Source organism: Pseudomonas sp. Y39-6 (assembly GCF_023651955.1).
In the GTDB taxonomy this organism is placed as follows: Bacteria; Pseudomonadota; Gammaproteobacteria; order Pseudomonadales; family Pseudomonadaceae; genus Aquipseudomonas; species Aquipseudomonas veronii.
In genome coordinates this window covers 1,630,628-1,642,938 of the sequence record NZ_CP069594.1, presented here as the reverse complement: position 1 = coordinate 1,642,938, position 12,311 = coordinate 1,630,628, and the positions used below count along the sequence as shown (strand labels likewise).

13 protein-coding genes are annotated in these 12,311 nt (G+C 62.5%); 6 read left to right on the top strand and 7 right to left on the bottom strand.

The genetic code is table 11. The features are described from left to right. Positions 1-12 precede the first annotated feature (12 nt). On the top strand, positions 13-255 hold the full coding sequence (locus tag JN756_RS07390) for a hypothetical protein (protein WP_017844787.1): 243 nt from the start codon (positions 13-15) through the stop codon (positions 253-255). A 54-nt stretch (positions 256-309) separates the two neighbouring features. On the opposite strand, the gene pdxH is transcribed toward JN756_RS07390, so the two are convergent. From pdxH to dinG, 5 genes are all read right to left on the bottom strand, one after another. Continuing rightward, entirely contained in the window at positions 310-957 is a 648-nt protein-coding gene (pdxH, locus tag JN756_RS07385) for a pyridoxamine 5'-phosphate oxidase (RefSeq protein WP_046384443.1), read from the bottom strand. 27 nt (positions 958-984) lie between these two features. Continuing rightward, positions 985-2,229, bottom strand: coding sequence for an OmpA family protein (locus JN756_RS07380; protein ID WP_169864457.1), 1,245 nt, complete (start codon positions 2,227-2,229; stop codon positions 985-987). 142 nt (positions 2,230-2,371) lie between these two features. After that, complete coding sequence (locus tag JN756_RS07375; protein WP_201021960.1) at positions 2,372-3,517, bottom strand: serine hydrolase domain-containing protein; 1,146 nt, start codon at positions 3,515-3,517, stop codon at positions 2,372-2,374. Between the two features lie 82 nt (positions 3,518-3,599). Further along, positions 3,600-5,897: a beta-galactosidase gene (locus JN756_RS07370; RefSeq protein ID WP_177029783.1), complete on the bottom strand. Its 2,298-nt coding sequence runs from the start codon at positions 5,895-5,897 to the stop codon at positions 3,600-3,602. Between the two features lie 98 nt (positions 5,898-5,995). After that, on the bottom strand, positions 5,996-8,140 hold the full coding sequence (gene dinG / locus JN756_RS07365) for an ATP-dependent DNA helicase DinG (protein ID WP_017844782.1): 2,145 nt from the start codon (positions 8,138-8,140) through the stop codon (positions 5,996-5,998). 99 nt (positions 8,141-8,239) lie between these two features. Between dinG and JN756_RS07360 the strand changes: the two genes are divergently transcribed. Further along, on the top strand, positions 8,240-8,704 hold the full coding sequence (locus tag JN756_RS07360; protein WP_079442997.1) for a CopD family protein: 465 nt from the start codon (positions 8,240-8,242) through the stop codon (positions 8,702-8,704). 102 nt (positions 8,705-8,806) lie between these two features. On the opposite strand, the gene JN756_RS07355 is transcribed toward JN756_RS07360, so the two are convergent. After that, complete coding sequence (locus tag JN756_RS07355) at positions 8,807-9,565, bottom strand: hypothetical protein (protein WP_046384447.1); 759 nt, start codon at positions 9,563-9,565, stop codon at positions 8,807-8,809. Positions 9,566-9,736: 171 nt separating this feature from the next. Beyond that, positions 9,737-10,432, bottom strand: coding sequence for a PA1041 family peptidoglycan-binding anchor lipoprotein (locus JN756_RS07350; protein WP_046384448.1), 696 nt, complete (start codon positions 10,430-10,432; stop codon positions 9,737-9,739). A gap of 190 nt (positions 10,433-10,622) precedes the next feature. On the opposite strand from JN756_RS07350, the gene JN756_RS07345 reads away from it, so the two are divergent. The 4 genes from JN756_RS07345 to JN756_RS07330 are packed head-to-tail and all read left to right on the top strand — an operon-like array spanning position 10,623 to position 12,296. Continuing rightward, positions 10,623-11,120, top strand: a complete 498-nt coding sequence (locus tag JN756_RS07345; protein WP_017844778.1) for a DUF6231 family protein — start codon at positions 10,623-10,625, stop codon at positions 11,118-11,120. A gap of 4 nt (positions 11,121-11,124) precedes the next feature. After that, entirely contained in the window at positions 11,125-11,595 is a 471-nt protein-coding gene (locus JN756_RS07340) for a YchJ family protein (RefSeq protein ID WP_017844777.1), read from the top strand. A 21-nt stretch (positions 11,596-11,616) separates the two neighbouring features. After that, a complete protein-coding gene (locus tag JN756_RS07335) occupies positions 11,617-12,099 on the top strand; it encodes an LEA/WHy family protein (protein ID WP_046384449.1) in 483 nt (160 codons plus the stop codon). Then, on the top strand, positions 12,096-12,296 hold the full coding sequence (locus tag JN756_RS07330; protein WP_003189235.1) for an SEC-C metal-binding domain-containing protein: 201 nt from the start codon (positions 12,096-12,098) through the stop codon (positions 12,294-12,296). The genes JN756_RS07335 and JN756_RS07330 overlap by 4 nt, the downstream gene beginning before the upstream one ends. The last annotated feature ends 15 nt before the right edge of the window (positions 12,297-12,311 follow it).

The window sequence follows — 12,311 nt, the reverse complement described above, 5'->3', positions numbered from 1 at the left end:
AACAGGACGCTCATGGATTATTTCATCATTATAGTCACGACCGTAGCCGGCTTGTATTTCCATGGCTGGTTATACCTGCGCATCCGCCGCTGGATCGACCGCGACCTGGCGCTATCCCTGGCGGGCAACGACCTGCACAAGCGGGCCTTCATGCTGCAACAACTGGAAAAAGCCCGCACCCTGAAGATCAACCGCCGCGAGCTGCCGGACTGGTTGAAAAACGCGGCGCAGCAGTACACGCCCGAGGCCTCTTGAACAGAGGCTTCGGGGTGACGGGCAACAGTCAGAAAGGGTGACGCAAGACGACGATCAGGGCGCCAGGCGCTCACGGGTCCAGTCGGCCCCATGCAAGCGGTAGTTCAGGCGGTCATGCAGGCGGCTGGCGCGGCCTTGCCAGAACTCGATGCGCTCGGGCAACAAGCGATAGCCGCCCCAGTGCTCGGGGCAGTGCGGCTGAGTGTCGCTGAACCGCTGTTCGGTGACCTTGAGCAAATCGTGCAACTCTTCGCGGTCACGGATCACCTTGCTCTGCGGGGAAGCCCAGGCACCCAGGCGGCTGCCCAAGGGGCGCACCTGGAAATAGGCATCCGACTCTTCCGGCGTGACCTTGACCACCCGACCCTCGATGCGTACCTGACGCTCCAGGGTCGGCCAGAAAAAGGTCATGGCCGCGAAGGGCCGCGCCGCAAGCTGATCGCCCTTGGCGCTCTCATAGTTGGTGAAGAAGGTAAAGCCCTGCGCATCCAGGCCCTTGAGCAGCAGGATGCGACAGTGCGGGCGACCGTCCTCGTCGACCGTGGCCAGGGTCATGGCATTGGCCTCCACCGGCGGCTGCTCGGTTTTCACCGCATCGCCGAACCACTGATGGAACAAGGCAAACGGCTCGCTCGGGGCCTGGGCCTCGCTCAAACCATCCCGTGTGTAGTCACGGCGCATATCAGCCAATGCCTGGGTCATGCGACTTTATCCTTCTGGTTCAGCGGATCAGTTTTTGGCCTGGTCGTTCGCAGCCGGTGCAGCGGCCTTGGCTTTGGCCGCTGCGGGTTTCTTGGCAGCTGCCTTGGCCGGGGCCTTTTTCGCGGCTGGCTTGGCGGCGGATTTCTTAGCGCCAGCCTTTTTCGCCGGGGCTTTTGCGACCGGTGCCGGCGCGGGAACGTCCTGCACGGCAACCATTTCAGCCACAGGCAGGGTCTTGCCCGAGTTGTACTTGCTCAGCAAGGCCAACATAGTTGTACGCTGAGTAAACATAATTTCCATGCGACGGTTCAGCGCACGGCCTTGGGTGCTGTCGTTGGCAGCACGCGGCATCATGTCGCCCATGCCACGCAGCATCAGACGGTCTTGCTTGAGGCCGCTGAGGCTGAAAATCGACGCGATGGATTGCGCGCGTTCTTTGGTCAGCGCCTGGCTCGCCGGGGCCGCGCCGGTGGCATCAACGTGACCGAGGACCAGTACGGCGGTCTTCGGGTCGGCTTCAACAGCCTTGGCGACGCGAGTGAACGGGCCCAGGGTGACCGGCAGCAACATCGCCGGGCGTTTCGGGTTGTAGGAACCGTCTACCGGGGCAATCACCACCAGTACGTTGTCGCGACGTTCCAGTTGCAGGTTGCTGTCCTTGATCGCGGCGCGCAGGCGCGGCTCATAGTCGTCCAGCCAGGCCTGGGTGATTTTCGGGTCGGGCATCGGCACGTTGGTCACGTCGACCTTGGCCAATGGCTTAGGCTTGGACGTGCTTTCGAACGGCCACCACCAGTGAGTCTCGGAGTCGGTCTTGGCCACGGCGGGGGCGGCAGGAGCAGCGGCTGGCGCCGGGGTGGCGGCCTTGAGGTCGGCCTTCAGGTCAGCCTTGGCATCGGCGGCCTTTTCGTCGGCACTCTTGGAGGAGAACGGCCACCAGCTGGAGCCGGTATCCGCTTTGGCCACCGGGGCTGGCGCAGGAGCGGCGGCTACCGGTGCGGCAGGCTTGGCGCCAGCTGCGGCAGCTACCGGTGCAGCCGGCTTGGCGCTGGCAGCAGCCGCTACCGGTGCGGCAGGTTTGGCGCCCGCGGCGGGTTTGGCGTCCGGTTTGGCGTCCGGCTTGGCGTCGGTTTGGCTCACTGCGTCCTTGGTAGCAGCCTTGTCAGATCCAAATGACCACCAATGCCCGCCTTCGGCATCATTTTGTGGTGTTTGTGCGCAGCCAGTAATAGATAGGCACAGCGCCAGTGCCAAGGACTTGTTCGATAACATGAGATATCCACAAAATGAGAAAAAACCGAGGGCCTGAATGACCCGTTAAACAGACGCTTCCAGAACATTAAAGTTACAATATTTTGCTCAGCGTCTTCTTATACTTGCATTTGTAACAAAAAAACGTGAAACAGCAAGGGGTTTACAGACAACCGGCCAATATTCTGACCAACTTCTGTGCACGTGGGTCCATAAGTACGTAGGGCCCCAGCGTATTAGTCACAAAACCGAACGCTACATCATGTTCCGGGTCGGCAAACCCCAGCGAACCGCCCGCACCAGGATGTCCAAATGCACGCGGGCCAAGGCCGAAGGTCGCGTTCGGCAATTGCGGTTGATCCAACATGCAGCCCAGGCCGAAACGGGTTTGGGTCAATAAGGTTTTATCGGGCCCGATACTGTGTTCACGGGTCAATTGTTCGAGCATGTCGCTTTCCAGCAAACTACCGTCCAATAAACCACTATAAAAACCCGCCAGGCTACGCGCATTACCGTGACCGTTTGCCGCTGGCTGCTGCATACGCCGCCATTCGGGTTTATTAGTGCTGGTCAGAATAGACGGCGGATTGGCAAATGCCCGCGTCGTCATGGCCGTGGGTTCACGCATCATTACTTGCAGTAAACGTTGCGCGGCTTCATCGCCCATGTTGCCTTTACCGCGCGCTACATGGGCCACGCGATAAAATTCTTCGTCCGCCAGGCCCACATGAAAATCCAGCCCCAACGGGCGTGCAACCCGCGCCACGATGGATTCGCCCGGCCCACGCCCGTCGGCACGGCGCAGCAATTCCCCGACCAGCCAGCCATAGGTGATCGCTTCGTAGCCGTGGCCTTGGCCCGGCGTCCACCACGGCGCTTCGGCGGCCAAGGTGTCGACCATCAACGACCAGTCGTACAGCGCTTCGGTGGGCAGCATCTCGCGGATCGCCGGCAACCCGGCCTGGTGGCAGAGCAACTGGCGCAAGGTGATCGCTTCTTTACCGGCCGCGGCAAATGCCGGCCAGTAGTTGGCCACTGGCGCATCCAGTTGCAGCTTGCCTTCGGCCACCAATTGCAGGGCCGCAACGGCGGTGAAGGTCTTGGTGCAGGAGAACAGGTTGACGATGGTGTCGCTGTGCCAGGCCTGTGCCCCGTCCTTGTCGGCGGTGCCGGCCCACAGGTCGACCACGGTTTCCCCGCCGATCTGGATGCACAGCGCCGCACCACGTTCCTGCGGGTCATCGAACAACGCGACGAACGCTTCACGTACCGCTTCGAACTGGAGTTCGTAATGCCCCTGAACCTGCACCTAAGCCCCCTCGGAAAACGCTGTAAAAAGTGGCCGACATTGTTCCAGCCCTTGTAGGATTTGTGAACCCGTCAACACTCAATCAATGACCATTTCCGGCATGCCCACCGGAGTGTCCGGCGCCCTGCCCCGCACCTTTACCGTCATGCCCGGGCTTGCTGCCTTCATGCTCGCGAACCGCGCGGGCCGCCTTGGCCTTTTCGGCTTCCTTGCCCAGTTGGTCGACCGCCGCCAGGTTGCTTCGACGCACGCTGTCGACAAAGCCCTGGAACGGCACATCGGTAATGCCGACCAGACCGAAGTGGCCGTTTTCGCCGTCCAGCAGACGCCCGGTCACGGGCTGGTCCAGGTACTGGAACCAGTGAACGCCGACAATCGACGGCTCGGCCATGGCCTGCTTGAGGAAGTTGGCATACGCGGCGCCGCGATCTTCTTCCTTGGCCAACTGGGTCACACCGCCCCAGAACGGGCCGCGGTCTGCCGAGCCGAAGTTGAATTCGGTGATCAACACCGGCTTGTCCAACGCGCGCAAGGCGGCGAAGTCATAGCCGTCCTGGGGTTTGAGCGTGTACATGTTGAAGCTCAACACGTCGCAATACTGCGCACAGGACGCCACCGCCTCCGGCGTACTCACCGCGTAACGCCCGCCCAGCAGCAACTGGTTGGGCGCGTGCCATTTGAGTGCATCGGAGATGGTCTTGAAGTACGTATCGGCGAAGGTCTTCTGGAAGTGTTTGAAGTCGGCTTCGATTTCCGGGTGCTCAGGGTTGGGCATCGGCGGTTCGAAGCCCGGGTCTTCCATCAGTTCCCAGCCCGCCAGGTGGATGCCCCACGCTTTCGACAGGCCTTCTTCGTTACGGTATTTGTCGCGCAGTTGCTTGAGGAACGCGCGCTTGGCCGGTACATCGGTGGTCATGCGCAGGGTGCCGTAGGCCAGGGCGTAACGGGATTTTGCATCGTCACCGGGACCGGCCCAGGCCAGTTCGTTATCGGCAAAAAAACCGATCAGCCAAGGATCGTCACGATGATCGCGGGCAGCGATGGCCACGGCGCGCTCGGTGGCCATGGCGAAACGCGGGTCGAACGGGTCGGGCATGCCGCCCCACCAGTCGGTGCCGGTGCTGATGCTGGCGTAATCGCCGACGATCGACAGCGGCAAGGTGTACGGCACGCGGTCCGCGCTGGCCAGTTGCGCAGCGCTCCAGTTGCCGACGGTGTTGAAACCCCAGGCCTGCAGGCGGTCGAGGGTGTGGCTGACCCAGCGCTTCTGGTCGAAACCGTCAGTGTCATACGTGCGCTGCAGGTTGGCACGGTAGAAATCGTACCAACGCCCGGCGCCAAAGCTACGCCCTTCGCCGGCGCCGTTACCGGTGCGGTTGTCGCCGCTGCCGTAGTACTTGTCAAAGGGTTCCCCGGCCTTGGGCAGCGCCGCGAACATCCATTCACGGCCCGCCACGTAGGTCTGGTTGTTATCCGAAGCCACGGTGTTGACGCCCAGGGAATAGAACGGATGCCCCTCCGGCGTCACCAGATACCAACGACCATCGCGCTTCTCGGTGCGGAAAAAGCCGCTGGCGTCGAACGCCGGGCCTTTGTTCCAACCGCCGTACTGGTCCAGGGAGGATTTATCCCGCTCGGCCAGCCAAGCCTTGAGCTGTTGCTGCTCCTTGGTGGCGGCGGCCTTGAGTTGCTCGTCGCTGCTGACCTTTTCCGGCCAGCGCGCGCGGGTGGACTGGCCATAGGCATCCACCAGTTCGCTGTAGGCCGCCTTCAGCACCGGCTCGCTGTCCTGCACACCAAAGCGCTCCAGCAGAATACTCTGGGCGACATTCGGTTTGATCATCGACAGGGTCACCGACACCACCTGGCTGCGGTCGATGTCTCCGGCGCTGCTGGCCAGTAACACGCGCTGGCCGTCGACGCTGATCGGCATCGGCGGGCCGGCCTTCATGCCCTGGCTCAATGGCGAGTTGGCTTGCAGCGGGATCAGCAGGGTCTGGGCCGGACCGGCCGGCAGGTCGATGCGGCTGACCAGGGTCTTGCCGTCGTTGCTCTGCACCTTGACGTACAGGGTCAGCGCCCAGTCCATGGCACTCTGGATACGCAGGCTGATGGCGCTGGATTGCGACCAGTCCCAGGCGCCGGTCTGCGGGCTGAGCACCAGGCTCGGTTCGGCGGCAGGGTTGAAGGTGATGCGGCGCAGCACCTCGCCTTCAGGGGTTTGTTCGGCGTTGTATTGCGGCAGGCTGGCGTCCTGGGTCGCCACTTTGACCACATCGGCAGGTCGGACGAAGTTGAACAACGTTTGTTGCCCGGCGGGCGCGGCCAGCAGTGGCGCAGCGAACAGCAGGGCAAAAAGGGCGGGCAGCGTGCGAATCATACGAGCAAGGTTCTCCCAAACGGCCGATAAATGGCCTGATGACATAATGCGATGGCAGTGAGATAGACCACGAAGTGGGCGATTTTGCCCACTGTGGCTTAAGAAATTTCGCGCCGGAACGGCGGCAAGGCATTCAGGATGGCCTTGCCATAGCGCTGCGTGACCAGACGGCGGTCCAGCAAGGTGATGGTGCCTCGGTCTTCTTCGGTCCGCAGCAAGCGCCCGCAGGCCTGCACCAGCTTCAGGGACGCATCCGGCACCGAGATTTCCATGAACGGGTTGCCGCCACGGGCCTCGATCCACTCGGCCAACGCGGCCTCGACCGGGTCATCCGGCACCGAGAACGGGATCTTGGCGATCACCACGTGTTCGCAGTAGGCACCGGGCAAGTCCACGCCCTCGGCAAAGCTCGCCAGGCCGAACAGCACGCTGGAATCGCCGCCATCGACCCGCGCTTTGTGCTTGTTCAGGGTTTCCTGCTTGGACAGGTTGCCCTGGATAAACACCTGCTTGCGCCAGTCGCGGTCAAGGCCGTCGAACACGTCCTGCATCTGTTTGCGCGACGAGAACAGCACCAGGGTGCCGCGTGAACCTTCGACCAGTTCCGGCAAGTCACGGATGATCGCGGCGGTGTGGGCCGGCGCATCCCGAGGGTCGGCCTTGAGGTCAGGCACGCGCAGCACACCGGCGTTAGCGTGATGGAACGGGCTCGGCACCACGGCGGTGACGGCTTTTTTCGGCAGGCCGGCGCGCATGCGGAAGCGGTCGAAGGTGCCCAGGGCGGTCAGCGTGGCCGAGGTGACCAGGCAGCCATACGCCACGTTCCACAGGTTGCGTCGCAGCATTTCCGCCGCAAGGATCGGGCTGGCGTTGACCTCGATATCGAACAGCGCACCACTTTCCGACAGGGTCAGCCAACGGGCCATGGGCGGGTTGTCTTCCGGGTCTTCGACGGTAAAGGCCGTCCACAACTCCCAGTTGCCCTGGGCGCGGGACAACAGGCTGCCGAACAGTGGGTACCATTCCTCGGCCTGGTTGCTCGCGATGCCGATGTTGACCTCGCCGTCCATGCCTTCCTTGAGCAGGTCGGTCAGGCGGGTGAACAGGTCGGTCAGGCGCGAAAAACCCTTCTTCAGTTCGACGCCCATTTCACGCATGTGCTCGGGGATCAGCCCGCCGACAAAGCGATGGCGCGGGCGCTCGCGGCCCTCGACGTCTTCGCCGGGCTTGAAGTCGGCGACCTGCTCGCAGGCGCTGAACATGAACTGCTGCTGGGTCTTGATCTCCCGCGCCAGTTCCGGCACCTGTTCGATCAGCTTGCCCAGATCGCCGGGCAGCGGGTGCTGGGCCAGCAGTTTGGTGAGGTTCTTGGCGGTGGCCTCGAGCCAGTCGGCGGTGGAGCGCAGGCGCGTGTAATGGGCGAAGTGGCCGATGGCCTTGTCGGGCAGGTGGTGGCCTTCGTCGAATACGTAGAGCGTGTCGCGCGGGTCCGGCAGCACGGCGCCGCCGCCCAGGGCCAGGTCGGCGAGGACCATGTCGTGGTTGGTGACGATCACGTCGACCTTGCCCATGCCTTCGCGCGCTTTATAGAAGGCGCACTGGCCGAAGTTGGGGCAATGACGGTTGGTGCATTGGCTGTGGTCGGTGGTCAGGCGCGCCCAATCGGCGTCTTCCAGGGCGGTGGGCCAGCTGTCGCGGTCGCCGTCCCATTTATTCCCGGCCAGTTTTTCGATCATGCTGGTAAACAGCTTCTGGCTGACTTCATCGACTTCGATCTTGAAGCCTTCTTCTTCGAACAAGGAGGCCGTGGCAGTTTGCGCGTGGCCTTCCTGCAGCAGCACGTCGAGCTTGGACAGGCACATATAGCGGCCACGGCCCTTGGCCAGGGCGAAGGTGAAGTTCAGGCCGCTGTTGCGCATCAGGTCGGGCAGGTCTTTGTAGACGATCTGCTCCTGCAGGGCGACGGTGGCGGTGGCGATCACCAGGCGCTTGCCGGCGGCCTTGGCGGTGGGAATCGCCGCCAGGCTGTAGGCCACGGTCTTGCCGGTACCGGTGCCGGCCTCGACGGCCACGACCGCGGGGTCACCGCTGCGCCGGCCTTCGTCGTCGGTGTCGATATCCCCGAGGACCTTGGCCACTTCGGCGATCATCAGGCGTTGGCCGTAGCGCGGTTTCAAGCTCTTGGCTTCGAGAAAACGCGAATAGGCGCCCTGGATCGTGGTTTTGAGTTCAGTGCTGATCATGGATAGTCGGGCGCAAAAAACGCTGGATAAATTTTCAGTGGTTCGGATCGACCGCTATCATACCCCGCTAATTAATCCCGCGCAGAACGGAGTACCGCAATGACCGTGTTCAGCCTCGTTTACACCCTGCATGTATTGGCCGCCCTGATCTGGGTCGGCGGCATGTTTTTCGCCTGGATGATCCTGCGCCCGGCCGCTGTGGCGGCCCTCGAGGGCCCTGCCCGGCTCAAGCTGTGGGCGAATGTGTTTCAACGTTTTTTCGTGTGGGTTTGGGTGGCGGTGCTGGTTTTGCCGATCAGCGGTGTCGGCCTGCTGCAACTGCGCTTCAGCGGGTTTGAAACCGCACCGCGTTACGTGCAGGTGATGATGGGCTTGTATGTGGTGATGACGGCGCTGTTCATCCGCATCCAGGCGTTGAAGTTCCCCGAATTGCGCGCAGCGGTGGCGGCTGAAAACTGGCCGGCCGGGGCGGCGGTGCTGGGGCAGATCCGCAAGCTGGTGGGCATTAACCTGCTCGTTGGGTTGGTGCTGGTCGCGATTGCTTCGGCGCGGCCGATGTTCTGAGACGTGCCTTAAACGGCCATCGGGAGCACGCCCCCTCCCACATTTGAAATGCATTCCAAATGTGGGAGGGGGCGTGCTCCCGATGGCGTCAGATCGAACGACTCAAAGTCGCTGAATGGTCACAGTTCCCGCAGGCCCGGCCGGCCCCGGCTGCCCTTCCACCCCAGGCCGGCCTTTCTCGCCACCATCGGCGCGGTACACCAGGCAACCCTTGGATTGCCCACCACGCCCAGGCTTGCCCGCCGTCCCCGCCAAACCGCCCGCGCCGCCATCGACCCAGACCTTGATCTTGTCGCTTGGGAAGTCCTGCGGCAGTTCGACCCGCACCTGCGCACCCGCCGCGCCAGGCAACCCGTCGCCACCGTTATCACCGTTGGCGCCGCGCCCAGCGGAGCCCCAAGTGCAACCCGGGTCTTCGCCGTTGGCGCCGTCCAGCCCGGCATAACCTTGGGCGCCAGCGCCACCACGGGCATCCACCGACAGTTCCTGCGCCGTCAGGGCATTGATGCGCAAGGTCAGGTCACGTCCGGCCCTGGCTGGTTTTTCGTGGGTACCGGGAGCGCCACGCGAGGTGATCTGGCTGCCATGTTCCAGTTGTGCATGCCGCGCCTGCAATTGCAGCCCGGTGCTCCCAGGAGCGATGGCGATGCGTGCTTCGCGGCCCAGGTGCAACTCATCCACCGAGACCTGGCTGATCGTGGCCGGGATGAGCAACGTGCCGTAGTCCGCGACGTCCAGGCGTTCCAACTGCAATACGCTGGTACTGCTGGGCAAGCGCATCAACGAGTTGGTTTCAACACTCACGCTCTGGGCCAGGGCAACGGGGCTGACCAACAGGGCCAACAGAAAAACCTTACGCATCATGGGGCTCCTGAGTGATGGGGAATTTGTTATTTCAAATTTTTCTTTGGGCGCACAGTAACGACTTCTACAGGCGATTTGCCAGTGAAGGATCAAAAAACTTGAGAAGGCGGCGGTTTCAGCGAGGATCGCCAACGATGCCCCTGTGGAATCCCACAGGGGCAAGGCCTGTCAGCGGTTGATCTGGATTTCTACGCGGCGGTTCAGGGCACGGCCTTCAGCGGTTTTGTTGTCAGCCACCGGATGACTTTCGCCCGCACCGGTCACCGACACGAAGTTACTGCGAGGCACACCGGCGCCGATCAGGTAGTCCGTCACCGAATGTGCGCGTTTTTCCGAGAGTTTCTGGTTGTAGGCATCCTTGCCGACGCTGTCGGTATGCCCGCTGACCCGCAACTGGGCGCTCGGGGCTTCGCGTTTCAGGCGGGTGGCGATGGTGTCGAGCGCGGTTTTATCCGCCGCCGTCAGCTTCGCCGAGTCGAACTGGAAGTGGACATCGCGAATCACGATGGTTTCTTCCTTGACCACAACCACCTCTTCAACCACCGCCGCGGGTGGCGCAGGAGGGCAACCATTGGCATCGACCTGTACGCCTTTCGGCGTGCCGGGGCACTTGTCGCGGCTGTCCGGCACGCCGTCGCCGTCTTCGTCACCATCGCCGTGTACCCAGCAATAGGCGCCGGCCATGCCGCCGATCAACAACGCGCCGTAGCCGGCATAGGCTGAGCTTTCCGTCGCACCGATCGCCGCACCGGTCACGCCGCCCACGGCGGCGCAGGTGGGCCAATCGGTTTTTTGCAAACCTGCACAACCTGTCAATACTCCGGTGAGCAGAACCAAGGGTAGAGCTGTCCGCATGATGCTCATTTGATTTCTCCTGAGGGGATCGGCAGGGGCCGATGGGTGGAGTAAAGACCGCTCCTTTCAACTGCGCCAGTACGCCACACCCCTGGATTCATTGAGGATGGGCGTACTTGAAGGACTTTTCGCAACCACCTGCTCTAGGCCCGCACGCTCAGCCGCGCTAGTCTCTAGGGTCCTGATGTGAGGATCTCTGATGACCGCTGGTATTTCTTCCCGTACACCCCAGCAAGCCCTGGCTGCCTTGCTCGATTTGCACCAGCCCAAACGCCTGTTGCTGTTGGGTGCCAGCCAGTTCCCGGCGCTGGAGGCCTTTCAAAAGGCGCACCCTGAGACCCAGGTGTCCGTCGCGACGCCTGGCGCGCTGCCGGCGGACCTCGCGGCGCAGCGTTTTGACCTGGCGCTGGTGGTCGATTGCCTGGAGCACCTGTCAAAACCACAAGGCCTGACCCTGCTGGGCGGCATCCGCAACCTCAATGCCAGCCGCATTGCGGTGCTGGTCGACCTGGGCGCCTGCGACTGGAAAGACACTGACTTCTTCTCCCTGGCCCTGCAGGCCGGCGAGCGCTTCCAGCGCGATGAGCAGGTACTGACGCTGTTTACCTATGATCTGCTTGACTATAAACAGGTGCCGGACTGGCTCAACGCCCGCTTCTGGGCCAACCCGGAAAACTTCGGAAAGTATTGGTGGTAACCCGATGAGTACATCCATTTGCCCCTGTGGCAGCGGCAACCTGCTGGACGCGTGCTGCGGCCATTATCACGCCGGCCACCCGGCGCCGTGCGCCACCGCGCTGATGCGCTCGCGCTACAGCGCCTACGTACTGGGCCTGGTGGACTACCTGGTGGCTACCACGTTGCCTGCGCAGCAGGCCGGCCTGGACCGTGATGCCATCGCCACCTGGAGCGCCCAGAGCACCTGGCTCGGCCTGGAAGTGGAAAGCTCCGAGGTGTTCGGCGGCCAGCCGGAACATGCGTTCGTGACGTTTACCGCGCGCTGGCATGACAGCACCGGCGAACACAGCCACCGCGAACAGTCCTCTTTCGTACAGAATGAGGGACACTGGTACTTCATCGACCCCACCGTGGAAGTGAAGGCCGGACGCAACGATGCATGCGTCTGCGGGAGTGGGCAGAAGTTCAAGAAGTGTTGCTCCAGCTACCTCTAACCACCTCACAGGGATCGCGCCATGCTCCGCACTTACAGCTTGTTGCTGGCGTTGACCCTTGGCTTGAGTGGCTGCGCCTCATGGTTCGAGGACGACGCCCCACCGCCCCACGTCGCCCTGGTGAAGGTCGAAGTGGTGCGGGCCAAGTTGCTCGAACAGAAGTTCAAGCTGTATTTCCGCGTGGATAACCGCGACGACGCCGACCTCACGGTGCGCGGCCTGATCTACAAGGTCACCCTGGGTCGCTTGCTGCTGACCGAAGGCGAATCCAACGAATGGCTCACCGTGCCGCCGCGTGGCCACGCCTTTTTCAAGATCTCAGTACGCACCAACCTCTGGCCGCAGATCCGTGACGTCGTGCAGATGCTGAAAAACCCCGACCGGCCCGTGCCTTATCGGCTGGAAGGCGAGCTGAAAACCGGATTATTCATCGGTAATGACGTGCGCGTGGACCACAATGGCGAGATAATCCCCGGCGATTTTATTCCGGAGCGACATCGATGACTCAGCAACCCCATGTCCATGGTCCTGACTGCAACCACGATCACGATCACCATGATCACGACCACGGTCATGTCCACGGCCCGAACTGCGGCCACGCTCACCAGGAGCCGGTGCGCAACGCCCTGAAAGACGTTGGCCGCAACGATCCATGCCCGTGCGGCAGCGAGAAGAAATTCAAGAAGTGCCACGGCGCTTGAAACCTGGCTACTGAA

Coding starts and splice junctions, on each gene's coding strand:
- JN756_RS07355 (WP_046384447.1), bottom strand. CDS start 9,565: ATGCGTAAGGTTTTTCTGTTGGCCCTGTTGGTCAGCCCCGTTGCCCTG.
- pdxH (WP_046384443.1), bottom strand. CDS start 957: ATGACCCAGGCATTGGCTGATATGCGCCGTGACTACACACGGGATGGT.
- dinG (WP_017844782.1), bottom strand. CDS start 8,140: ATGATCAGCACTGAACTCAAAACCACGATCCAGGGCGCCTATTCGCGT.
- JN756_RS07380 (WP_169864457.1), bottom strand. CDS start 2,229: ATGTTATCGAACAAGTCCTTGGCACTGGCGCTGTGCCTATCTATTACT.
- JN756_RS07345 (WP_017844778.1), top strand. CDS start 10,623: ATGACCGCTGGTATTTCTTCCCGTACACCCCAGCAAGCCCTGGCTGCC.
- JN756_RS07330 (WP_003189235.1), top strand. CDS start 12,096: ATGACTCAGCAACCCCATGTCCATGGTCCTGACTGCAACCACGATCAC.
- JN756_RS07350 (WP_046384448.1), bottom strand. CDS start 10,432: ATGAGCATCATGCGGACAGCTCTACCCTTGGTTCTGCTCACCGGAGTA.
- JN756_RS07335 (WP_046384449.1), top strand. CDS start 11,617: ATGCTCCGCACTTACAGCTTGTTGCTGGCGTTGACCCTTGGCTTGAGT.
- JN756_RS07340 (WP_017844777.1), top strand. CDS start 11,125: ATGAGTACATCCATTTGCCCCTGTGGCAGCGGCAACCTGCTGGACGCG.
- JN756_RS07370 (WP_177029783.1), bottom strand. CDS start 5,897: ATGATTCGCACGCTGCCCGCCCTTTTTGCCCTGCTGTTCGCTGCGCCA.
- JN756_RS07360 (WP_079442997.1), top strand. CDS start 8,240: ATGACCGTGTTCAGCCTCGTTTACACCCTGCATGTATTGGCCGCCCTG.
- JN756_RS07390 (WP_017844787.1), top strand. CDS start 13: ATGGATTATTTCATCATTATAGTCACGACCGTAGCCGGCTTGTATTTC.